General features: G+C 64.4%; 15 protein-coding genes. 8 read left to right on the top strand and 7 right to left on the bottom strand.

Translation table 11 applies throughout. From position 1 onward, the window contains the following. Positions 1–51: 51 nt before the first annotated feature. The 3 genes from tldD to ACEN42_RS13410 all read right to left on the bottom strand — a co-directional run bounded on the left by tldD (position 52) and on the right by ACEN42_RS13410 (position 6,855). Positions 52–1,518: a metalloprotease TldD gene (gene tldD, locus ACEN42_RS13420; protein ID WP_035497732.1), complete on the bottom strand. Its 1,467-nt coding sequence runs from the start codon at positions 1,516–1,518 to the stop codon at positions 52–54. Positions 1,519–1,666: 148 nt separating this feature from the next. Next, a complete protein-coding gene (locus ACEN42_RS13415) occupies positions 1,667–2,497 on the bottom strand; it encodes a carbon-nitrogen hydrolase family protein (protein ID WP_371880186.1) in 831 nt (276 codons plus the stop codon). Positions 2,498–2,565: 68 nt separating this feature from the next. Further along, entirely contained in the window at positions 2,566–6,855 is a 4,290-nt protein-coding gene (locus ACEN42_RS13410) for a YhdP family protein (RefSeq protein ID WP_371880185.1), read from the bottom strand. Positions 6,856–7,038: 183 nt separating this feature from the next. Here ACEN42_RS13410 and glnE point away from each other — a divergent pair, with 183 nt between their 5' ends. After that, positions 7,039–9,831, top strand: a complete 2,793-nt coding sequence (gene glnE / locus ACEN42_RS13405) for a bifunctional [glutamate--ammonia ligase]-adenylyl-L-tyrosine phosphorylase/[glutamate--ammonia-ligase] adenylyltransferase (protein ID WP_371880184.1) — start codon at positions 7,039–7,041, stop codon at positions 9,829–9,831. Positions 9,832–9,840: 9 nt separating this feature from the next. Here glnE and recN read toward each other — a convergent pair whose 3' ends face one another. Both recN and ACEN42_RS13395 read right to left on the bottom strand, forming a co-directional pair. Continuing rightward, the gene (gene recN, locus ACEN42_RS13400) at positions 9,841–11,493 is read right to left on the bottom strand and encodes a DNA repair protein RecN (protein WP_371880183.1); all 1,653 of its coding nucleotides are present in this window, start codon (positions 11,491–11,493) and stop codon (positions 9,841–9,843) included. A 31-nt stretch (positions 11,494–11,524) separates the two neighbouring features. Beyond that, on the bottom strand, positions 11,525–12,421 hold the full coding sequence (locus ACEN42_RS13395) for an NAD kinase (RefSeq protein WP_035497738.1): 897 nt from the start codon (positions 12,419–12,421) through the stop codon (positions 11,525–11,527). A 185-nt stretch (positions 12,422–12,606) separates the two neighbouring features. Between ACEN42_RS13395 and hrcA the strand changes: the two genes are divergently transcribed. From hrcA to ACEN42_RS13380, 3 genes are all read left to right on the top strand, one after another. Beyond that, positions 12,607–13,623, top strand: a complete 1,017-nt coding sequence (gene hrcA / locus ACEN42_RS13390; RefSeq protein WP_187607532.1) for a heat-inducible transcriptional repressor HrcA — start codon at positions 12,607–12,609, stop codon at positions 13,621–13,623. Positions 13,624–13,746: 123 nt separating this feature from the next. Beyond that, on the top strand, positions 13,747–14,814 hold the full coding sequence (hemH, locus tag ACEN42_RS13385) for a ferrochelatase (protein ID WP_371880182.1): 1,068 nt from the start codon (positions 13,747–13,749) through the stop codon (positions 14,812–14,814). A gap of 25 nt (positions 14,815–14,839) precedes the next feature. Further along, positions 14,840–15,247 (top strand): RNA-binding S4 domain-containing protein, encoded by a 408-nt coding sequence (locus ACEN42_RS13380; RefSeq protein WP_238209779.1) that lies wholly within the window; start codon positions 14,840–14,842, stop codon positions 15,245–15,247. Here the strand turns inward: ACEN42_RS13380 and ACEN42_RS13375 are convergent. After that, positions 15,219–15,380 (bottom strand): hypothetical protein, encoded by a 162-nt coding sequence (locus ACEN42_RS13375; protein ID WP_181291003.1) that lies wholly within the window; start codon positions 15,378–15,380, stop codon positions 15,219–15,221. The two genes, ACEN42_RS13380 and ACEN42_RS13375, sit on opposite strands and share 29 nt — an antisense overlap. A 361-nt stretch (positions 15,381–15,741) precedes the next feature. Here ACEN42_RS13375 and grpE point away from each other — a divergent pair, with 361 nt between their 5' ends. From grpE to pabB, 4 genes are all read left to right on the top strand, one after another. Continuing rightward, on the top strand, positions 15,742–16,332 hold the full coding sequence (grpE, locus tag ACEN42_RS13370) for a nucleotide exchange factor GrpE (RefSeq protein WP_238209780.1): 591 nt from the start codon (positions 15,742–15,744) through the stop codon (positions 16,330–16,332). A gap of 248 nt (positions 16,333–16,580) precedes the next feature. Then, positions 16,581–18,536, top strand: coding sequence for a molecular chaperone DnaK (dnaK, locus tag ACEN42_RS13365; protein ID WP_187607536.1), 1,956 nt, complete (start codon positions 16,581–16,583; stop codon positions 18,534–18,536). 236 nt (positions 18,537–18,772) lie between these two features. Next, the gene (gene dnaJ / locus ACEN42_RS13360; protein ID WP_035497750.1) at positions 18,773–19,909 is read left to right on the top strand and encodes a molecular chaperone DnaJ; all 1,137 of its coding nucleotides are present in this window, start codon (positions 18,773–18,775) and stop codon (positions 19,907–19,909) included. Between the two features lie 37 nt (positions 19,910–19,946). Beyond that, the gene (gene pabB / locus ACEN42_RS13355) at positions 19,947–21,734 is read left to right on the top strand and encodes an aminodeoxychorismate synthase component I (RefSeq protein WP_371880181.1); all 1,788 of its coding nucleotides are present in this window, start codon (positions 19,947–19,949) and stop codon (positions 21,732–21,734) included. A 5-nt stretch (positions 21,735–21,739) separates the two neighbouring features. On the opposite strand, the gene dgoD is transcribed toward pabB, so the two are convergent. Next, positions 21,740–22,888 (bottom strand): galactonate dehydratase, encoded by a 1,149-nt coding sequence (gene dgoD, locus ACEN42_RS13350; RefSeq protein WP_187607537.1) that lies wholly within the window; start codon positions 22,886–22,888, stop codon positions 21,740–21,742. Positions 22,889–22,994: the final 106 nt, after the last annotated feature.

Here is a 22,994-nt window from a genome sequence, read left to right as displayed (position 1 = left end):
CGCGGCGGCGCCGCAAATAAACCCGTCCGATGCGGAAAACCCGCATGACAATCACACGGTCCCGCCGACCGTCATCTTCTCGATGCGCAACGTCGGCTGACCGACGCCCACCGGCACGCTCTGGCCTTCCTTGCCGCACACGCCCACGCCGCTATCGAGCGACATGTCGTTGCCGATCATCGTCACGTACTTGAGCGATTCCGGCCCGCTGCCGATCAGCGTCGCGCCCTTCACCGGATACGTGATCTTGCCGTTCTCGATCATGTACGCCTCGGACGCCGAGAACACGAACTTGCCGTTGGTGATATCGACCTGACCGCCGCCGAAATTCACCGCATACAAGCCGTTCTTCACCGAGGCGAGAATCTCCTGCGGGTCCTTGTCGCCGTTGAGCATGTACGTGTTCGTCATGCGCGGCATCGGCAGCGCGGCGTACGATTCGCGGCGCGCGTTGCCCGTCACCGGCATCTTCATCAGACGCGCGTTGAGCGAATCCTGGATGTAGCCCTTCAGGATGCCGTCCTCGATCAGCGTCGTGCACTGCGTCGGGTTGCCTTCGTCGTCGATGTTGAGCGAGCCGCGCCGATTCGGCAGCGTGCCGTCATCGACGACGGTGACGCCCTTCGCCGCCACCTGCTCGCCGATCATGCCCGCGAACGCCGACGATCCCTTGCGGTTGAAATCGCCCTCGAGCCCGTGTCCGACCGCCTCGTGCAGCAGCACGCCCGGCCAGCCCGGCCCGAGCACGACGGTCATCGCGCCTGCCGGGGCAGGGCGCGCTTCGAGGTTGACGAGCGCGGCATGCACGGCATCGTCGACGTATTTGTTCAGGATGGCATCGGTGAAATAGCCATAGTCGAAACGTCCGCCGCCGCCGCCCGAGCCGATTTCGCGCCGGCCATTCTGCTCGGCGATCACCGTCACCGATACGCGCACGAGCGGTCGCACGTCAGCCGCGAGCGCGCCGTCGCTGCGCGCGACCAGCACGACGTCATACTCGCCGGCGAGACCGGCCATCACCTGCGTGATGCGCGGGTCCTTGCCGCGCGCCATCTGCTCGACGCGCTCCAGCAATTTCACCTTGGCGTTCGCATCGAGCGAATGCAAGGGGTCGGCGGGCAGATACAGATCGCGCCCCGACACGCCCGTGAGCGTGCTCGCCGGCTTGATCTTGTGTTTGCCGCCGCCCGCTTTGGCGATCGCGCGCGTCGCGATCGCAGCCTGACGGATCGATTCGGGCGACAGGTCGTCCGAATACGCGAACGCCGTGCGCTCGCCCGACACGGCGCGCACGCCGACGCCCTGATCGATGCTGAAGCTGCCCGATTTGACGATGCCTTCTTCGAGACTCCACGCTTCGCTGCGCGTGGACTGAAAATAGAGGTCCGCGTAATCGACACGATGCGTGAAGATTTCCGCGAGCGTGCGGGTGATCAGTCCTTCGTCGAGGCCGTAGGGCGTGAGCAAAACGTCCTTCGCCGTGACCAGATTCCGAATGCCGGGTTCGATGATGTTCATGCGGTGCCTATTGCGTGTTCTGTGACGAGTTCGATGATATTTCAGACGAATTGCAGACTATTCTACGGTCTGCTCCAGTCGTTTCATGTGCGGGGAGAAACCCGCGTCTTCAAGTCATCAGTCGAGTTGATCCGAGTAAGCCGCGCGATCACCCGATCACGCGATGTCGATAAGCCGGCAAGCTCTGCCGCACGGCTGCGATGCGTTGCAAATCGATGCCGCCGATCACGACGCCCGGCCCTTCGTCCCGAACGTCGACGATTTCGCCCCACGGATCGATCAGCATGCTGTGACCCCACGTGCGGCGTCCGTTCTCGTGAATGCCGCCCTGCGCCGCGGCGAGCACGTAGCATTGATTCTCGACGGCGCGCGCCTTGAGCAGCGTCTCCCAGTGCGCACGGCCGGTCGTATAAGTGAACGCGGAAGGCACGACCATCAGCGCACAGTCGCCGAGCTTTCGATACAGCTCCGGAAAGCGCAGGTCGTAGCACACCGACAATCCCACGCGTCCGAACGGCGCGTCGAACGTCCGCACTTCGCTGCCCGGACAGATGGTGCGCGCTTCGTCGAACGATTCCTCGCCCTTTTCAAAATTGAACAGATGAATCTTGTCGTAGCGCGCCACCTGCGTGCCGCTCGGATCGAAGACGAGCGTCGTGTTCAGCACGCGGTTCTCTTCGGGCGAACGCAGCGGCAGCGTCCCGCCGATGATCCACACGCGATGCTCGCGGGCCGCATCGGACAGAAATTGCTGGATCGGACCCGAGCCGGGCGTTTCGCGGATCGCGAGCTTGTCGGTGTCCTTGAAGCCCATGTAGCAGAAATATTCGGGCAGCAGCACCAGTTGGGCGCCGCCGCGCGCGGCTTCGGCGATGAGGCGGCCGGCGTCGGCAAGATTGCGGTCACGGTCCGGCGTGCTGACCATCTGGAGCGCGGCGACCTGAAACGGGGCCGCGCTTTCGCTCGATCTTTCGCTCATGTCTCTATGCGCTGGTAGAAAAAAGGGGACGAAAACGGCGTCGCCGGGGCAGATGCAAACGCCCGTTTTCAGCGGGCAGCGGACGGAACCACGGCGGCGGCGGGTGTTTCGATCTTACCCTGATCGCCATTGAGCCGCTTAACGACGGGTTTGCTCCACGAGCCGGTGATCGAATAGTCGAGCGCAAAAGCTTTCTGAATCGATGCCGACAGCGCGATGTCCGCGGCGAGCACGCCGAGGCCGAGCAGCGGATTGATCACCGCCGCGCCGATCGCCGCCGCGCCCGCGCCGACCGTCGGCACCACCTTTACGTGGAGATCCTGGGTCTGCTTCGGCATATCGACGACGCCCTGCATCTGCACGCGCGCGGGCGACGTGACCATGAGGAAGTCGTCCGTGCGGCTGATGCCGTCGACGATCTTCGCATTGCCCGTGATCTTCTCGAACGGCAGCCCCTTGCCGACGACATCCTCGAAGTGCAGCGTCAGCAGATTGGCGAGACTGCGCAGGCTGAAGATGCCGAGCCACTTCGCCGCGCCCGGCGCACGCAAGATCTGGCCGTGACGCAGATCGACGGCGACGTTGCCATCGAGCGTATTCACATCGACGGCAGTCGGACCGCCGTTCCAGCCCGCGTGGCCCGAGACCGTGCCGCTGCCCGAATTGACGACATGCGGCGCGCCGAAGCGATCGATCAACTGTCCGCCGTTCTTCACGTCGAGCTTGAAATCGAGCGACGTGCGGCGCGGGATGGCGTCTTCCGTGTCTACCTTTAAGACGCCGCCCGGCAGCGTGCGCCACGTCGCGTTCGCGGTGAGCGTCGCGTCGGGGTTGATGAGTTCGAGCTTGTCGAGCGTCCAGATCGGCTCGTCGGCGATGACCTCGTTGTGCGCGTCGACTTCGAGCCGCCCGAGGCTGTGACCGCGAAACACGAGCTCGTTCACGATGAGATCGATCGTCGGCACATTGCGCGGCGGCTTCCTGATGACCGGGCCGACGGTATCGCCCGCCATCTTTTCCGGAATCACGACCTTCGCAAAACGTCCCTGCAGGGTGCCGGGGCTGTCTCTCGTCGCGCCCGGCGTCCAGGCGACATCGCCCGACACCTGATCCGACGCGATGTTCGCCTGCCACTTGCGATCCGCTCCGCTCGCGCCGATCGCGATGTTCTCCCAGCGCCGGTCGAGCAGCTTGAGCGTCGTGAAGTGGATGGCGGCGCGGGTCGGAATGAACTGCTTGACGTTCTCGCTCATCGGCGGGCGCGGCGCGTTCGCGGCGGCTGCCGCTTCCGGCGTCGCGGTGCTGGCGGCGCTGATGTCGGCGAAGGTCTTGCGCCATGCGTCGGCATCGAGCTCGTTCAGATCGGCGTCCACGCTGACGCCCTCGGCCGGCAAATCGGCGGGCTTGTTCACGCCGATCGCGCCGCGCACGACTTTCAGACGCGCGCGCATGTTCATCGGCTCGGCGGCGTTCTGCGGATCGATCTTGACCTGCGCGCGGCCGATCTGCTGCAACACGTAATGCGCCGTCACCGGCCCGAAGCTCAACTTTGCGTCGTGCAGATCCGACGCGCCGCCCGGCGCGGGCTGGAAGGTGAAGGAGAAGGGCATCGGCGTGCCTTGCGCCTTGCCGAACGGCGCGGGCAGATCGATGCCGAGACCCGTCAGATCCGAGTTCGCCTGCACGTTCGGCAGCGCGTTCTTCACGCCGTGCACGTGCAGTTCATAAGGCGCGGCGCCGTTGATGCGCTTCATGAATTCCGCGACCTGCGGCGTGATGCGCCGATTGAGCCGCGTGGCGGCATCCGCGCCGATGCGCCCGTTCACGTCGATCGCATAGCTGCCGTCGGGCTGTACGCCGCCTTTCGCGCGCACGTCGCCGCCGAGCAGTTGCGCAGTGAGGCCGTCGAGCGTCACGGTCTTGGCGGCGAAGTCGGCGCGGCCGCGCAGATGCGTGAGAGGCGGCAGATTGCCGTACGTGACTTCGTTGTCCGCGAAGGTGATCGAGCCTTTGTAATCGGGCTTGAGCGGCGGCAGCGGCGCGGGCGGACGGAAGCGCGGAATGCCGAGCGTGAGCGCGAGCGACGCGTCTCCTTTGGCGTCGATCTTGCGCGTCGCGTGCTTCGCCATCAGGCCGAGCGAGCTGTCGTCGACGTATTGCAGCATGTCGGCGAGCGGGCCGCGCGCGCGGCCGTCGATCCACAGCTTGGTCTCGCGATTGCCCGTATCGTCGATGCGCCCGACGACCTTCGAGACCTTCACGTTGCGGTAATGCCCCTTGTCGATATCGAAGCCGAGCTTGTTCTGCGCGAGCGTGAACGTGCCGTCGATGCCCTCGAATGCCGGCCAGAAGTTCGGCAGGCCGTTGGCCATCTTGCGCGGCGGAAACGGCGTCGGGTCGAACTTGCCGCCCGTGAACGGCGCGTTGATGCGGAAGATGCCCGCGTCGGGAAATTTCGCGTAGGGAAAGCGCGTGAGATCGCCGTGCACTTCGATCGTCCCGTTCTTCGCGACGCCCGCCTGCAGCGCATGGCCGAGATAGACGCGCACGCGCTCGTTCAGGCTCGTCGGCAGATAGCGCACGAGGCTCGTCACCTTCAGATGCGCGACCTTCGCCTTCAGATCGAGATTGCCGCGTCCGTGGCCCTGGTTCCAGTAATCGGCGGTGGCTTCGCCTTCGGCGTCGGCGTTCTTGACGCGCAGACGGTCGATATGGATCGTGAAGGCGCGCCGCAATTCGCCCGGCGCGATGGCATCCGCGACGGTCCAGTGCGCGTTGCCCCGCAGCGAGTCGAAGGTGAGACGCGGATCGTCGAACGCGCCGGGAATGATGACGGCCGCGTTCTTCGTGTCGATCGTGATCCTGCCTTCCTTCTCGTTCGCGTCGACGGTGCCCCACAGATTTTCGACGCCCGGAATGCCCGCACGCGGATGGTTGTTGATCGTGAGGCCGGGCGGCGGCTCCTGCGCCTGCACGCTCAGGCCTTCGAGATCGCCCTTGAACGCGTAATGCAGCAGCGGCGCGTCGCCCTTCGTGCGCTGTTGCTGCGCCTCTTCCTCGTTCTTCGGCGCGGCGCGCTCGGTGAAGATCGTGTAGTTCGCCACCTGGCCGCGCGGATTGAAGCGCACGAGCTCGTTGAGCACCCTCGCCGGCACGGGCAGCGCGCGCACGAATTCCGCGAGGATGCCGATATCGACGGAATCGCCCGTCAGCCGCACCAGTTGCCCCTTGCCGGCGCTCGGAGGCCGGAACGTGCCCTTCAGCGAGCGCGACACGAGCAGGCGCGCGACCGGCGTGCCGTCATCGAGCGGCGGCTGGCCGAGCTCCGCATGCAGGTCGCGCAGATTCAGCGTGTACTCGGTGTCGTTCTTCTCGATGCTCCAGCCGAAGCGCGCGATCGGCAGATCGAGACGCGGCTGCGTCGCGCGCACGCGCAGCGCCACGTTCGCGCCGGTCAGTTCGCCGGTCGCGTTCTGCAACTGGCCGCCCGCGAAGTTCAGCCAGATCTGGTTGTTGATGCGCCCGTCGTACATCTGGAACGGCAGCTTCACGTAGCGCGCGAGCATCGGCAAATCGACGGGGCCGGTCGACATGTAGAGACGGCCGGTCCAGTTCGCGGGCGCGCCCATCGCGGAAAATGGCTGATGACGGAAGTCCGCGCGAAAGTCGAGCGGGCCGTGCAAAACGTCGCCGTCGGCGGGGGCTTTGAGCGCGAGCCGATGGCGCGTACCGTCGTTGAGGATCGCGAGATTCAGGCGCTTGAACGCGATCTCGGGCGCTGAGCGTTGCGCGTCGCGCCAGCGCAGCGTGCCGTCGCGCAGAAGGATGCGGTCCTGGCCGAGCAGCCAGGTCGTGAACGCGTTCGAGCCGGTGCGATGCGTGGGCAGCGGCACGCCCGCGACGGACACCGCGCCGTCCGCATTGCGCGCGATGATCACGTCGGGACCATCGACGGTCAGGTCCGCGAGCTTGGGCCGCAGATGCAGCAGCGACGCCCACGCGATGCTCGCGCTCGCATGCGGCACGGCGAGACCCGGCGAGCCATCGGCGGCATCGATGCTCAGATTGTCGATATCGAGTGTCGGCGAAAGCCCGGACCATCGCGCGGAAATCCTGCCGATATGCAACTGCGCGTGGATCTTCGACGAGACGAGCTGCTCGATGCGCGGCCGGAACGAATCGACCTGCGGCATGACGACATAGCGCAGGCCGACATACACGCCCGCGACCACGAAATACGCGATGGCCGCGACGACGAGAATGATTTTGAAGACGCGTGAAAGCACGCGCTCGGCGTTGCCGCTGGGCTTGGCTTGTCCAACTTCGTTCGGGTCGACGGATCGTCTGCTGTCGGACATGCTGCGGCTGTCGGGCGATATGGTAGTTTTGCGTGTTTGACGCTGAAATGTAACACGGGCATCGCGGGGATGGCCGCGGCCCGTGCACTCGTGGATGCTCGCAAAGCCGCGCCCGGCAAGACTCGCGGCGCGTTGCGTGAAGTGCGATGTCTTACCGGAAGCAATGAGCGAACCCAACCTTTCATGACCGACGCCACTCTTCTCAGTTCCGACTATTCCAACTATGCGGCGCGCGCGTATGCGGCGCGGCCCGAACTGGCGTCGAATGTCGCGCAGTGGGCGCGCTCGCGCATCACGCGCGAATGGATCGAAGCGCGCCTCGATGCGCACTGCACGCCATGCACCGAAAACGGCGTGCTCGACGAAGCCGCGCTCAAGACCGCGCTGCGGCGTCTGCGAACCGACGTGTTCTGCACGGTGATGGAGCGCGATCTCGCGGGCGCGGCGGACGTCGCCGAAGTCACCGGCGCGATGACCGATCTCGCCGAAGTCACGGTGCAGCGCGCGCTCGCGGTGTTGTCGGCGGATCTCGAAGCGCTCTTCGGCGAGCCGCGCGGACCGGACGGCGAGCGGCTGACGCTCGGCGTCGTCGGCATGGGCAAGCTCGGCGGGCGCGAGCTGAACGCATCGTCGGACATCGACCTGATCTTCGTTTATGAAGAGGATGGCGAAACCTCGGGCGGCACGCGCTCCGCACTCCCGACGCAGGAATTCTTCACACGGCTCGGCAAACGTCTGATCGGCGCGCTCGCGGAGATCACGCAGGACGGCTACGTGTTCCGCGTCGATATGCGGCTGCGGCCCAATGGCGATTCCGGCCCGCTCGTGTGCAGCCTCGGCATGCTTGAAGAGTATTTCTACGTGCAGGGTCGCGAGTGGGAGCGCTACGCGTGGATCAAGGGACGGCTCGTTTCGGAGACGCAGAGCGATTCCGCGAAGCGCCTCGCGAAGCAGCTCGAAGCGATCGCGACGCCGTTCATCTACCGGCGCTATCTCGACTACGGCGTGATCGCGGCGATCCGCTCGCTGCATCAGCAGATTCGGCAGGAAGCGCGGCGGCGCGCATCGATGCGTCCCGACAAGGCCGACGACATCAAGCTCGGACGCGGCGGCATCCGCGAGATCGAGTTCAGCGCGCAGGTGTTCCAGTTGATTCGCGGCGGCCAGGCAGCGGATTTCCGCATTCGTCCGACGCTCGCGGTCCTCGAACGCGCCGCCGCTAACGGCCTGCTCGCGCCCAATGTGTGCGAGGCGCTGTCCGACGCGTATCTGTTCCTGCGCACGGTCGAGCATCGGCTGCAATATCGCAACGACGCGCAGACGCACGCGATGCCCGTCGCCCACGACGAGCGCACGCTGCTCGCGAAGTCGCTCGGCTTTGCTGACTATGCCGCGCTGATGGACAAGCTCGACACGCATCGCGAGCTCGTCGAGCAGCAGTTCGACGCGATCTTCGCCGACAAAGTGAGCGGGCAGGGCGGCTGCGGCGTCTCGGAGGATTCGGCGGCGTCGTGGATCTGGAGCAGCGCGCTCGCCGACGACTCCGCGCAGGAAGAGCTCGCCGCGCGTCTCGCGGAACTCGGCTTCGCGGACCCCGCGCCGGTGCTTTCACGTCTGACGGGCGTGTGGAATTCGGCGCGTTATGCCGGCTTGCCGTCGCAGAGCCGGGAGCGCTTCGACATCGTCGCGCAGCGGGCGCTCGAAGCCGTGCAGTCGATCGATGCGGGCAAGCGCGGCGACATCATCGTGCGTCTGTTCGATCTGCTCGATGCCATCGGCAGACGCGGCGCGTATCTCGCGCTGCTGACCGAATATCCGGCGGCGCTGGAGCGCGTCCTGTCGGTGCTATCGGGTTCGCGCTGGGCGGCGGGCTATCTGATCCGCCATCCGCAGTTGCTCGACGAATTGCTCGACGATGAAGCCATCGCCAGCCCGTTCGACTGGTCCGAGTTCAAGCGTTCCCTGATCGCGCGGCTCGACGCCGCCGAGGACGTCGAACATCAGATGGATCTGCTGCGTCACGCGCACCAGGCCGAAGTTTTTCGCATTCTGCTGATCGATCTCGCCGGCCATCTGAGCGTCGAGCATGTGAGCGACCGTCTCTCGGAACTCGCCGACGCCGTGCTCGACGTGACCGTGCGCACCGTGTGGAAGCAGTTCCCGAAGCGGCATCGCGAGACGCCGCGCTTTTCGGTCATCGCGTACGGGAAGCTGGGCGGCAAGGAACTGGGCTACGCGTCGGACCTCGATCTCATCTTTCTTTACGACGATGACGACGACGCGGCCTCCGACATCTACGCGATGTTCACGCGCCGCCTCATCACGTGGCTCACTGCGGCGACGGGCGCGGGCACGCTGTTCGATGTCGATTTGCGCCTGCGCCCGAACGGCGAGTCCGGCCTGCTCGTGACCGACCTCGCAACGTTTCGGCGCTATCAGATTCGCGAGGGCGACGCGGCGAACACCGCGTGGGTCTGGGAGCATCAGGCGCTTTCGCGCGCACGTTACAGCGCGGGCGACGCGGAAATCGGCGCGGAGTTCGAGAAGATTCGCGCCGACGTGCTCGTCATGGAGCGCGACGCCGCCGCACTGGCACGCGAGATCGCGTCGATGCGCCAGCGCGTCGCGGACGGCCATCCGAATCGCAGCGAGCTGTTCGACCTGAAGCACGATCGTGGCGGCATGGTCGATATCGAGTTCATCGTGCAGTACTGGGTGCTGCTGCATACGCGTGAACATCGCGCGTTTCTGCGCAACGCGGGCAACATCACGCTGCTCAAGATCGCCGCGCAAAGCGGATTGATCGCCGAAGATCAGGCCGATGTGATCGGCGCGGCTTACCGGCACTACCGCAAGCTTCAGCACACGTTGCGGCTCGACGGCATGGAGAAAGCGCGCGTCGATCCGGCCGAGGTTCAGGCCGAACGCGACGCGGTGACGGCGTTGTGGAATCGGGTGTTCGCCGTGGCGGGCTGAGCCCGGCGTTCAGGCGGCCAGCATTTCCTTCGCGTGCTTGCGCGTGGTCGCGGTGATTTCGAGGCCACCGAGCATGCGCGCCACTTCCTCGACGCGCCTGCTCTTGTCGAGCGGTGTCACCGTGCTCACGGTGCCGCCGGCATCGTCGGGAGACTTCGCGACCTGGAAATGCTGATCGCCGCGCGCGGCCACTTGCGGCAAATGCGTGACGCACAGCACCTGACGGTCGCGCCCGAGTTGATGCAACAGACGCCCGACGACTTCCGCGACACCGCCGCCGATGCCCGTGTCCACTTCGTCGAAGATGAGCGTGGGCGTCGGGCTCGCGGTGCTCGCGATCACGGCGAGCGCGAGGCTGATACGCGCCAGTTCGCCGCCTGACGCGACTTTCGCGAGCGGCCGCAACGCGACGCCCGCGTGACCGGCCACGCGGAACTCGATCTGCTCCAGCCCGTTCGCACCGCCTTCCGCGAGCGGCACGAGCGCGACGTCGAAGCTGCCGCCCGCCATCGACAATTCCTGCATGCCGGCGGTGACCGCGTTCGACAGATGCTTCGCGGCCTTTGCGCGCGCTTTCGAGAGCACTTTGGCCTGCGCCAGATATTCGGCTTTCGCTTTCTCTGCTGCGGCGTTGAGCGCGTCGAGATCGGCGGCGGCGTCGAGATCGGCGAGCTGTTGGCGGCGCGCGTCGTGTTCCTCGGGCAGCGTCTCGGGCTGAAGGCGGAACTTGCGCGCCGTCGAGTGCAGCTGATCCATGCGCCTTTCGACTTGCGCGAGCCGGTCGGGATCGAGTTCGAGCCGCTGCGCGTAGTGCGACAGCGAATACGACGCCTCCTGCAACTGGATTTCCGCCGGTTCGAGCGACGCGAGCACGTCGTTCAGCGCGGGATCGATATCGGCGAGACCGCGCACCTTCGAGATGATCGCGCCGAGCTGCGAGATCATCGCTTCGTCGGATTCGGAGAGCGCGCCGAGTGCGCCCTGCACGCCGTCGATGAGACTCGCCGAATGCGACAGCCGATGATGCTCCGCACTCACTTCTTCCCATTCGCCCGGTTGCGGCGCGAGTTTGTCGAACTCGCTCAGTTGCCACGCGAGACGCTCGCGTTCCAGTTGCAGTTCGCGGTCGCGGCTTTGCGCGGTCTCGACGGCCTGCTGCGCATCGCGCATGGCGCGCCACGCGCGATTCACCGCGCCGGCGGTATCGAGCAACTGCGCGTGCGTGTCGAAGAGTTCGCGTTGCGCGTCGGGACGCATCAGCAACTGATGCGCGTGCTGCCCGTGAATGTCGACGAGCATTTCGCCCACTTCGCGAAGCTGCGCGAGCGTCGCTGGCGTGCCGTTGATGAACGCGCGCGAGCGGCCGCCCGAATCGATCACCCGGCGCAGCATGACCGAGTCGCTGTCTTGCGACAGCGCGTGCTCGTCCAGCCAGCGCGTGACTTGCGGATGCGTGCCGAATTCAGCGGTGATATCCGCGCGCGCCTGGCCCGTGCGCACGACGCTCGCGTCGCCGCGGGAGCCGAGCGTGAGTGCGAGGGCATCGATCAGGATTGACTTGCCCGCGCCGGTTTCTCCCGAAAAGACCGTGAAGCCTGGATCGAAATCGATGTCCAGCGTGGCGACGATGACGAAATCTCGAATGGAAAGATGACGGAGCATGGACGCTTCGGGGAAGGGGAATTCGGGAAGTTCAGAGAGAAGAGGCGTCCTGCGACGGATGCTCGTTCCAGTGCAGCTTCTTGCGCAACGTCGCGTACGAGCTGTAGCCGACCGGATGCAGCACCGGCACCGTATGCTTCGAGCGCCGCACTTCGATCGCGTCGTTCAGTTCGACGGCGGTGAACGACTGCATGTCGAAATTCACGTTGACGTCCCGCCCGCCGATGATCTGGATGGTCACCTTCGAATCGTCGGGCAGCACGATCGGACGGTTCGACAGCGAATGCGGCGCGATCGGCACGAGCACGAAGCCCTGCAACTGCGGATGAAGAATCGGTCCCGCCGACGACAGCGCGTAAGCGGTCGAGCCGGTAGGCGTCGCGACGATCAGACCATCCGAGCGCTGGTTGTACATGAAGTGGCCATCGACCGACACGCGCAACTCCGCCATGCCGGAAAAGCCGCTGCGATTCACCACGACGTCGTTGAACGCCAGCGCGTGATAGATCGGCTTGTCGTCGCGCATGATGCGCGCTTCGAGCAGGCTGCGCTCCTCGCGCTCGAACTGGCCGGCGAGCATCTGCGGGATGATCTCCTGCATCGCCTTCAACGGAATGTCCGTGATGAAGCCGAGCCGCCCGTGATTCACGCCGATGAGCGGCGTCTTGTACGGCGCGAGTTGCCGGCCGATACCAAGCATGGTGCCGTCGCCGCCGAGCACGATCGCGACGTCCGCGCGCGCGCCCATCTCCGCGATGGAGAGCGCCGGAAACTCCGTCACCTCGACATCTTTCGCGGTGCCCGCCTCGAACACGACCTCGAAGCCTTGCTGCGCCAGAAGACCGGCGAGCGATCTCAGCGGCGCCTCGATGCCTGGCGTGTTGGTGCGCCCCACGAGGGCGACGGTCTTGAATTGGCCAATTTCCATGCCGGCATTACACCATAGTCAGAGAGCGAAAAGAACCGCGGGCGATGGCGGACGAGCGTGCTGCGACGGGACCGCACGACACCGCACGGCACGCCCGTCGTTTATCGCTAGAATGGAGCGGACGTTGAACGCAGCGCACACGGCGCGGCTCGCCGCCCTCCGACTCGTTGAGCTAAAATTTCCCCATGCTAGACCCACGTGCACAAACCCTCCTGAAAACGTTGATCGAGCGCTACATCGCCGAAGGTCAGCCGGTCGGTTCGCGCACGTTATCACGCCATTCTGGTCTCGAACTGAGCCCCGCGACGATCCGCAACGTGATGTCGGATCTCGAGGAGCTCGGTCTCGTCTCGAGCCCGCATACGTCGGCGGGACGCATCCCCACGCCGCGCGGCTACCGGCTCTTCGTCGATACGATGCTGACTGTAGAAGCGCCGCAAGACGAAGCCATGACCACCGCGGTCAAGACCCGCCTGCAGGGCGAGGAGCCGCAGAAAATCGTCGCGGCGGCGGCGAGCGTGCTGTCCAGTCTGTCGTCGTTCGCGGGCGTCGTGCTCACGCCGCGCCGCAGCCACATGTTCAAGCAGATCGAGTTCATGCGGCTGTCGGACAAGCGCATTCTGCTCATCATCGTGACGCCCGAAGGCGACGTCCAGAACCGCATGATGGCGACGCAGCGCGACTACTCGCCCTCGCAGCTCGTCGAAGCCTCCAATTACATCAACGCGCATTTCGCGGGCCTGTCCTTCGACGAAGTGCGCCGGCGCCTGCGCGAGGAAATCGACCAGTTGCGCGGCGACATGACCGCGCTCATGCAGGCGGCCGTGGTCGCGAGCACCGCCGAGACGGACCCCATGGACACCGTGCTCATTTCCGGCGAGCGCAATCTGCTCGAAGTGGCGGACCTTTCGTCCGACATGGCGCGGCTGCGCAAGCTTTTCGATTTGTTCGACCAAAAGACGAGCCTCCTTCAACTGCTGGATGTATCGAGCCACGCACAAGGCGTGCAGATCTTCATCGGCGGCGAGAGCAATCTCGTGCCGATCGAGGAAATGAGCGTCGTGACGGCGCCGTACGAGGTCAACGGGAAGATCGTCGGCACGCTCGGCGTGATCGGCCCGACGCGCATGGCGTATAACCGCGTGATTCCGATCGTGGACATCACCGCGCGCCTGCTCTCGATGTCCCTCAGTCATCAGTGACGCCATCTTGGCGCGGCACGCAAGGCTGCGCCACTAGGCCGTTCGGCCAATGATGCCCGCGTGAGGCCGCCGCTATAATGGTCTTCAACTTTTAGACGACCACCCTTCCGGCCCGCTTGCCCTATGCGTTTCGACCTCGAGTTGCCCTCGCAGCCCAGCGCTTCGCATCGCGTCGCGGTGCTGCTGATCAATCTCGGCACGCCGGACGCGCCCACGCCGCGGGCGGTGCGCAAGTATCTGGCGCAGTTTCTGTCCGATCCGCGCGTCGTGGAAATTCCGTCGCTCGTGTGGCAGGTCATTCTGCGCGGGCTGATCCTGCCGTTTCGCGGACGCGCGTCGGCCAAGAAATATGCGCAGGTGTGGATGCACGAAGGCTCGCCGCTGCGCGTGCATACGGAAAAGCAGGTCGAGGGTCTGCGGCGGCTGTTCGCGGCGAACGACTATCACGTGATCGTCGACTACGCGATGCGCTACGGGTCGCCCGGCATCGGCGCGATGCTGAATCAGCTGAAGCTCGAAGGTGCCGATCGCATTCTTCTCTTGCCGATGTATCCGCAATACTCGTCGTCCACGACAGCCACCGCGTTCGACGATGCCTTCGCCGCGCTTAAGCGCGTGCGCAATCAGCCGGAAATCCGCACGATCCGCCATTACGCGGATCATCCCGCGTATATCGGCGCGCTTGCCGAACAAGTGCGCGACTATTGGCGGCATCACGGCCAGCCGGATTTCGCCGCGGGCGACAAGCTCGTCCTGAGCTTCCACGGCGTGCCGAAACGCACGATGGATCTCGGCGACCCGTATCACGACCAGTGCCAGTCGACCGGCTCCCTGCTCACGGCCGCGCTCGGGCTCACGCCGGTGGAATGCCGCGTCACGTTCCAGTCGCGCTTCGGCCGCGCGGAGTGGCTTCAGCCGTACACCGCGCCGACGGTCACGGAACTCGGCGCGGGCGGCGTCGCGCGCGTGGACGTGTTCTGTCCCGGCTTCACGGCGGATTGTCTGGAAACGATCGAGGAAATCGGCATCGAGGTGCGCGACGAATTTCTGAAGGCCGGCGGCAGGCATTTCCACCGCATTCCCTGTCTGAACGCGACGCCCGCGTGGATCAAGGGGCTCGGCGAAATCGCCGCGCAGCATTTGCAGGGGTGGCCCGTACAGACCGTGCAGCCGCTTTCCGCGGTGGCCTGAGCACGGCTTTTTCAAGCATTCACCCATGAACTACAAGATTTCGACGGAACCTGGCGCGCGTTTGCGCATCGATAAGTGGCTTTGGGCGGCGCGTTTCTTCAAAACGCGTTCGCTCGCGAGCGATGCGGTGGAAAAGGGCCGTGTGAAGATCGGCGGGGCGAACGTGAAGCCGTCGAAGGACGTGCGTGTCGGCGATATCGTCGAGATCGATATCGAGCGGCTCGTCTGGCAGGTCGAAGTACGTGGGCTATGCGACGTGCGCGGCCCGGCGACGGTCGCGCAGACGCTCTATGCCGAAACCGAGGAAGGCCGAGCGAAGCGCATGGCCGAAGCCGAGCGTCGCAAGACGTTCCACGAACCCGCAGCCGGCTTGCAGGGCAGGCCGACGAAGCGCGACCGCCGGACTATCGACAAATTTTCTCGTTCGGATTGAAGTAACTTTCGATGGTCGCGTGAACGCCACCGTACTCGGTGTTACGGTCCGTCACGACGCCGGACATGCAGATGGTGGTCGTTCCCGCGACGAGTACCAGGGCGACCACCGCGATAGCAAAGGTCAGTTTCATGGTATCCCCGGAGAACGGGTTGCCCGGTCAGAAAGCGGCCGGTTCAGGAAACGGGCAAGGGCTGAAAGCGGATTGAAGCATTTCGTAGGATTAGGGTAAACGTGCGTCCTGCGGTGCTTGATTGAAGTGTAGGCGAGTCAGGGCTTTCCCTCAATCTGAAATTGCGCGCTGCGGCGAAGTGTGGGTTACCGGCCATTTCGGTGCCATCGGAACTCTTGAATTGGTCCGAAAAATTCGCGCAAAAGCCTTGAAAATATCTTCGACGCCCCAATTTCCGCCGCTAGTGCGAAAAACGCGATCCGGACTGCGCTCCGCCGCTTTCGCAACCGATTCAACTCAACAGCAATAGATATTGAGCGACATGGAAAACACGCAAGAGAATTCAGCGAGCCAGAACCCGACGCCCGCCGACGAGAACGCGCGCCAGGCCGCAGACACCACCAGCACGGCGCAAGCCGCACCGGCAGAAGCGGCTGCCACGCCGCAAGCTGCGCCGAACGAGGCCGAGGCCGCGTTGGCCGAAGCGCAGGCAACCATCGCGGCGCTCAAGGAAGACTTCCTGCGCGCCAAGGCCGAGACGGAAAACGTCCGCCGCCGCAGCCAGGAAGATGTCGCGAAGGCGCATAAATTCGCCATCGAAAATTTCGCGGAGAACCTGTTGCCGGTGCTTGACAGCCTCGAAGCCGCGCTCGCCGACCAGTCGTCGGATCTCGCCAAGGTCCGCGAAGGCGTTGAACTGACGCTGCGTCAGCTCACCGGCGCGTTGGAGAAGGGCCGCGTCATCGCGTTGAATCCTGTGGGCGAGAAATTCGATCCGCATCGCCATCAGGCCATTTCGATGGTGCCGGCCGAGCAGGATCCGAATACTGTCGTCACGGTGCTGCAGAAAGGCTATGTGATCGCGGACCGCGTGCTGCGTCCGGCGCTCGTGACCGTCGCCGCGCCGAAATAACGCGCGGTCGGTGTGCCGCGTTCCGGCCGCATTCGCGGTCTTCGGCGGCGCACGAAAAGATTGGCGCCGCACAAAAAAACTTATAGACCGCATCGCGTTCAGGGTCTTGAAATCGAAACCTGCGCTCTTATCTTGCGTACAGGTATGAATTTTGGGCGTTCGGCCCGGTAAATCGGCAAAAGCCGGCGTCAGGCACGACACACCGCCGCCGCAACGCCACTGCGATCAAAGCTAGGAGAGGATAAAAAATGGGCAGAATCATCGGCATCGACCTCGGCACCACGAACTCGTGCGTGGCGCTGATGGAAGGCAACCAGGTCAAGGTCATCGAGAACTCGGAAGGCGCGCGCACCACGCCGTCGATCATCGCGTACATGGACGACAACGAAATTCTCGTCGGCGCGCCTGCCAAGCGTCAGTCGGTCACCAATCCGCGCAACACGCTGTACGCGGTCAAGCGTTTGATCGGCCGCCGCTTCGAAGAGAAGGAAGTGCAGAAGGACATCAATCTGATGCCCTACAAGATCGTCAAGCACGATAACGGCGACGCATGGGTCGAGGCGCATGGCAAGAACCTCGCGCCGTCGCAGGTTTCCGCCGAAGTGCTGCGCAAGATGAAGAAGACCGCTGAGGACTACCTCGGCGAGCCGGTCACGGAAGCCGTCATCACGGTGCCGGCGTACTTCAACGACAGCCAGCGTCAGGCAACCAAGGACGCGGGCCGCATCGCCGGTCTGGAAGTGAAGCGCATCATCAACGAGCCGACGGCAGCCGCGCTCGCGTTCGGTCTGGACAAGGCCGAAAAGGGCGACCGCAAGATCGCCGTGTTCGACCTGGGCGGCGGCACGTTCGATATCTCGATCATCGAAATCGCGGACGTGGACGGCGAAATGCAGTTCGAAGTGCTGTCGACGAACGGCGACACGTTCCTCGGCGGTGAAGACTTCGACCAGCGCATCATCGATTACATCATCGGCGAGTTCAAGAAGGAACAGGGCGTCGATCTGAGCAAGGACGTGCTTGCGCTGCAGCGCCTGAAGGAAGCCGCTGAAAAGGCGAAGATCGAACTGTCGTCCACCGCGCAGACCGACATCAACCTGCCGTACATCACGGCCGACGCGTCGGGTCCGAAGCACTTGAACCTCAAGTTCACGCGCGCGAAGCTCGAAGCGCTCGTCGAAGAGCTGATCGAGCGCACGATCGAACCGTGCCGCATCGCGATCAAGGATGCGGGCGTGAAGGTCGGCGACATCGACGACGTGATTCTCGTCGGCGGCATGACGCGCATGCCGAAGGTGCAGGAAAAGGTGAAGGAGTTCTTCGGCAAGGATCCGCGCCGTGACGTGAACCCGGACGAAGCCGTGGCCGTTGGCGCTGCGATTCAGGGTCAGGTTCTGTCGGGCGACCGCAAGGACGTTCTGCTGCTCGACGTGACGCCTTTGTCGCTCGGCATCGAGACGCTCGGCGGCGTGATGACGAAGATGATCAACAAGAACACGACGATCCCGACGAAGCACTCGCAAGTGTATTCGACGGCCGACGACAACCAGGGCGCCGTGACGATCAAGGTGTTCCAGGGCGAGCGCGAAATGGCCGTGGGCAACAAGCTGCTCGGCGAATTCAACCTCGAAGGCATTCCGCCCGCACCGCGCGGCACGCCGCAGATCGAAGTGACCTTCGACATCGACGCAAACGGCATTCTGCACGTGGGCGCGAAGGACAAGGCGACGGGCAAGGAAAACAAGATCACCATCAAGGCGAACTCGGGTCTGACGGACGCGGAAATCGACAAGATGGTGAAGGACGCCGAAGCCAACGCCGAGGAAGATCACAAGCTGCGCGAACTGGCCGATGCCCGCAACCAAGGAGACGCGCTGGTCCACAGCACGAAGAAGGCCGTCGCCGAATACGGCGACAAGGTCGACGCTTCGGAGAAGGAAAAGATCGAAGCGGCGCTGAAGGATCTCGAAGAAGCGCTGAAGAGCAATTCGAGCGACAAGGCCACGATCGAAGCGAAGGTCGAGGCGCTGGCTCAAGCCTCGCAGAAGCTCGGCGAAAAGATGTACGCCGACATGCAGGCGCAGCAAGGCGCGGCTAGCGCGGCGGCCGGTGCGGCAGGCGCGGGCGCGTCGGCGGATGCGGGCGCGAGCCAGCACCACGACGATGTCGTCGATGCCGACTTCAAGGAAGTGAAGAAGGACTAAGCCGCAAGGGCGCGGGAGTGGCAACGCTCGCGCGCTTTTCGGTGGCAACACCGGGACGCGTGACGCGTCTTACGTGTAACGCGCCTGGCGAGCCTCACGGCTCTCCGGGCACGTTGTTTTTTCAGAGGCGCCTTGATTTAGGCGAGGCGCGCGAAGTTTTACGCGCGAGTCGAAGCAACGGACTCGCAGCATCTGACAGGAACCGTCGCGGGTAAGCGCGGCGGCATCGAACCGACATGGCGAAACGGGATTACTACGACGTTCTGGGCGTCGCGAAAAACGCGAGCGACGACGAGATCAAGAAGGCGTATCGCAAGCTCGCGATGAAGTATCACCCTGACCGCAATCCGGACAACAAGAAGGCGGAAGAGAATTTCAAGGAGGCGAAGGAAGCCTACGAAATGCTCTCCGACCAGCAGAAGCGGGCCGCGTACGACCAGTACGGCCACGCGGGCGTCGATCCGAACATGGCGGGCGCGGGCGCGCAAGGTTTCGGCGGTTTCGCCGATGCCTTCGGCGATATCTTCGGCGACATCTTCGGACAGGCCGCGGGCGGCGCTGCTCGCGGCGGACGCGGCGGACCGCAGGTGTATCGCGGCGCGGACTTGCGCTACAGCATGGAGATCACGCTCGAGCAGGCGGCGCACGGTTACGACACGCAGATCCGCGTGCCGAGCTGGGTGAACTGCAACGTCTGTCACGGCTCGGGCGCGAAGCCGGGCACCAAGCCGGAAACCTGCCCGACCTGTCACGGCCAGGGCCAGGTGCGCATGTCGCAGGGCTTTTTCAGCATCCAGCAGACGTGCCCGAAGTGTCATGGCAGCGGCAGCTACATCCCCGATCCGTGCGCGAACTGCCACGGCGCGGGCAAGGTGAAGGAAACGAAGACGCTGGAAGTGAAGATTCCGGCGGGCATCGACGACGGCATGCGCATCCGCTCGGCGGGCAACGGCGAGCCGGGCATCAACGGCGGCCCGAACGGCGACTTGTACGTGGAAATCCACATCAAGCAGCACACGGTGTTCGAGCGCGACGGCGACGACCTGCACTGCCAGATGCCGATCCAGTTCACGACGGCGGCGCTGGGCGGCGAGATCGAAGTGCCCACGCTGGCGGGCCGCGCGAGCTTCACGGTGCCGGAAGGCACGCAGTCGGGCAAGACGTTCCGGCTGCGCGGCAAGGGCATCAAGGGCTTGCGTTCGAGCATCGCCGGCGATCTCTACGTGCATGTGCAGGTGGAAACGCCGGTCAAGCTCACGGAGCAGCAGCGCGATCTGCTGAAGCAGTTCGAAAAGTCGCTGGAGCAGGGCGGCGCGCGGCATAGTCCGCAAAGCAAGAGCTGGTTCGACCGCGTGAAGAGCTTCTTCGACTGATGCGGTTGAGTGCGGTGTACGTCGTGCGAGCATGACGATGAAAACCGAAGAGCGCAGCGCGGTGTTCGCGCTGCTCGACGATTGCGATGCGACCGCCGAAAGGCGGTCGAGTCGTTTGTACACGGACTTCGCGCACGAACGCGTGTGCGTGGATGCGCGTGAGCTCGACGCGGTCTGCGGCGATATCGAACGCGATCTGCGAGGCGGTCTTCATGCGGTCGTCGTCGCGGATTACGAGTTCGGGCGCAATCTCCAGTTCGGCAGCATCGGACGCGGCGACGATCATGCGCTGCGCGTGCTCATGTTCCGCGAGTGCGCGCGTCTGTCGCGCGATGAAGTCGACGCGTGGCTCGCGTCCGAAGGCGATGACCTGACGGCAGGCGTCGCGGGCATCGAAGCGAGCGTCACGCGCGATGAATTCGATGCGTCGATCGCCGCTGTGCAGGACGCGCTTCGCGAAGGCGAGTCGTATCAGATCAACTACACGTTCCGGCTGAACTTCGATGTGTTCGGCGCACCGCTCGCGCTGTATCGGCGTTTGCGCGAGCGGCAGGCCGTGCATTACGGCGCATTGATCGCGTTGCCGGATGGCAGAACGGCCGTATCGTGTTCGCCGGAATTGTTCGTCGAAAAACAGGGCGATCTGCTGCGCGCCCGCCCGATGAAAGGCACCGCGCCTCGCGACGCCGATCCCGAGGCGCTGCGCCACGATCCGAAGAATCGCGCCGAGAATGTGATGATCGTCGATCTGCTGCGCAACGACATGTCGCGCGTGGCGGTCACGGGTTCGGTAAATGTGCCCGTGCTGTTCTCGGTCGAGCCTTACGCGTCGGTGTGGCAGATGACATCGACGATCGAAGCGCGCGTAATTCCCGGCACGTCGTTCGCCGGCATCGTGCGCGCGCTCTTTCCGTGCGGCTCGATCACAGGCGCGCCGAAGTATCGGACGATGCAGCTGATCGACGAAATCGAGAGCACGCCGCGCGGCCTCTATACAGGCGCGATCGGCTGGCTGGATGCGAGCGGCGATTTCTGCATGTCGGTGGCGATCCGCACGATCGTCGTCGATGCCGCGGGCAGGCGTGGCGTGCTCGGCATCGGCGCGGGCATCGTGCTCGATAGCGTCGCCGCCGACGAATACGAGGAGTGTCTGTTGAAAGCACGCTTCCTGACCGGTGCGGACCCCGGCTTCGAGCTTTTCGAGACTATCTATGCGACGCGCGATGAAGGCGTTCGCCACTACGCGCGCCACGTCGCGCGATTGACGGCGAGCGCCGCGTATCTCGGCTTTGCGTTCGACGAGCGCGCTCTCTCGGCTCAAATCGGGCAGCATTGCGCGGGATTCGACGCGGGCAAGCCGTACCGCATGCGCATCGCGCTGGACAAGAGCGGAGGTATCGCGATGACGAGCGCGCCGCTCGCACCGTTGCCGTCGGATACCGTGGATGTGTTGCTCGCATCCGATCGCGGCTTCGCGCCGCAGTCGTCCGGCGATCCGCTGCTGCGTCACAAGACGACGCGCCGCGCCGACTACGATCGCGCATGGAAAGCCGCCGAAGCCGAAGGCGCCTTCGACATGCTGTTCGTCAACGAACGCGGCGAGCTGACCGAAGGCGGCCGTTCCAGCGTCTTCGTGAAGATGGACGGCAAGTGGTGGACGCCGCCCATCGATGCCGGCGTGCTGCCCGGCGTGATGCGCGCGGTGCTCATCGACGAACTCGGCGCCGCCGAACGCACGCTGACGATAAACGACTTGCAGACAGCCGAAGACCTGCTCATCAGCAACGCATTACGCGGTGGCGTGAAGGCAAGGCTTCGGCGCTGAAGGCATCACCACTCGGCGACGCTGCCGTCCGCATGACGCCACACCGGATTGCGCCAGCGATGCCCCACCTTCGCCATCTCGCGCACCTTCTCCTCGTTCACCTCAATGCCTAATCCCGGCCCCTGCGGGATCGTCACCATGCCGTCTTCATACTTGAAGACTTCCGGATTCCTGATGTAGTCGAGCAGATCGTTGCCCTTGTTGTAATGGATGCCGAGACTCTGCTCCTGAATGAACGCGTTGTAGCTCACCGCGTCGATCTGCAGGCAGGTCGCGAGCGCGATCGGTCCGAGCGGGCAGTGCAGCGCGAGCGCGACATCGTAGGCTTCGGCCATCGTTGCGATCTTGCGGCATTCGGTCAGGCCGCCCGCATGCGACGCATCCGGCTGAATGATGTCGACATAACCGCCCGCCAGAATGTGCTTGAAGTCCCAGCGCGAGTAGAGCCGCTCGCCGAGCGCGATCGGCGTGCTCGTCTGGTTGACGATATCGCGCAGCGCCTCGACGTTCTCCGACAGCACCGGCTCTTCGATGAACATCAGCTTGAACGGATCGAGTTCCTTCGCGAGCACCTTCGCCATCGGCTTGTGCACGCGGCCGTGAAAGTCGACGCCGATGCCCACGTTCGGACCAACCGCTTCGCGCACGGCGCGCACGTTGTCGATGACGCCTTGCACCTTGTCGAAGGTATCGATGATCTGCAACTCTTCCGAGCCGTTCATCTTCACGGCCTTGAAGCCGCGATCGACCACCGCGCGCGCGTTGTTCGCGACATCGCTCGGACGGTCGCCGCCGATCCACGAATACACCTTGATCTTGTCGCGCACCTGGCCACCGAGCAGCGCGTGAACCGGCACGCCGTGATACTTGCCGAGAATGTCCCATAGCGCCTGATCGACGCCCGCGATCGCGCTCATGCCGATGGGACCGCCGCGATAGAAGCCGGAGCGATACATGACCTGCCAGAGGTCTTCGATATGGCGCGGGTCGCGGCCGACCAGATAATCGGCGAGTTCATCGACAGCGGCTGCGACGGTATGCGCGCGGCCTTCGACGACCGGCTCGCCCCAGCCGGTGATGCCTTCGTCCGTTTCGATCTTGAGGAAGCACCACCGTGGCGGAACGATGAAGGTTTCGAGCTTCGTAATTTTCATTGAGCGTCTCCTGAAGGGATCTACATGTTAGCAAAAAGCCGCTGTGTAGGCATATTAATAGTATTATTCAATTCTGAGCGAATGTTTCGAAACTTCAGTCGAATAC

The sequence above is a fragment of the Caballeronia sp. S22 genome (genome assembly GCF_964261745.1).
GTDB classification, from domain to species: domain Bacteria; phylum Pseudomonadota; class Gammaproteobacteria; order Burkholderiales; family Burkholderiaceae; genus Caballeronia; species Caballeronia jiangsuensis.
This window is presented reverse-complemented; position numbering and strand designations above follow the sequence as displayed.

Bases quoted from the DNA above. Each gene is read 5' to 3' on its own strand.
- dgoD (WP_187607537.1), bottom strand. From the start codon at position 22,888: ATGAAAATTACGAAGCTCGAAACCTTCATCGTTCCGCCACGGTGGTGC.
- ACEN42_RS13415 (WP_371880186.1), bottom strand. From the start codon at position 2,497: ATGAGCGAAAGATCGAGCGAAAGCGCGGCCCCGTTTCAGGTCGCCGCG.
- ACEN42_RS13395 (WP_035497738.1), bottom strand. From the start codon at position 12,421: ATGGAAATTGGCCAATTCAAGACCGTCGCCCTCGTGGGGCGCACCAAC.
- ACEN42_RS13375 (WP_181291003.1), bottom strand. From the start codon at position 15,380: ATGAAACTGACCTTTGCTATCGCGGTGGTCGCCCTGGTACTCGTCGCG.
- recN (WP_371880183.1), bottom strand. From the start codon at position 11,493: ATGCTCCGTCATCTTTCCATTCGAGATTTCGTCATCGTCGCCACGCTG.
- dnaJ (WP_035497750.1), top strand. From the start codon at position 18,773: ATGGCGAAACGGGATTACTACGACGTTCTGGGCGTCGCGAAAAACGCG.
- ACEN42_RS13410 (WP_371880185.1), bottom strand. From the start codon at position 6,855: ATGTCCGACAGCAGACGATCCGTCGACCCGAACGAAGTTGGACAAGCC.
- glnE (WP_371880184.1), top strand. From the start codon at position 7,039: ATGACCGACGCCACTCTTCTCAGTTCCGACTATTCCAACTATGCGGCG.
- pabB (WP_371880181.1), top strand. From the start codon at position 19,947: ATGAAAACCGAAGAGCGCAGCGCGGTGTTCGCGCTGCTCGACGATTGC.
- ACEN42_RS13380 (WP_238209779.1), top strand. From the start codon at position 14,840: ATGAACTACAAGATTTCGACGGAACCTGGCGCGCGTTTGCGCATCGAT.
- grpE (WP_238209780.1), top strand. From the start codon at position 15,742: ATGGAAAACACGCAAGAGAATTCAGCGAGCCAGAACCCGACGCCCGCC.
- dnaK (WP_187607536.1), top strand. From the start codon at position 16,581: ATGGGCAGAATCATCGGCATCGACCTCGGCACCACGAACTCGTGCGTG.
- hrcA (WP_187607532.1), top strand. From the start codon at position 12,607: ATGCTAGACCCACGTGCACAAACCCTCCTGAAAACGTTGATCGAGCGC.
- hemH (WP_371880182.1), top strand. From the start codon at position 13,747: ATGCGTTTCGACCTCGAGTTGCCCTCGCAGCCCAGCGCTTCGCATCGC.
- tldD (WP_035497732.1), bottom strand. From the start codon at position 1,518: ATGAACATCATCGAACCCGGCATTCGGAATCTGGTCACGGCGAAGGAC.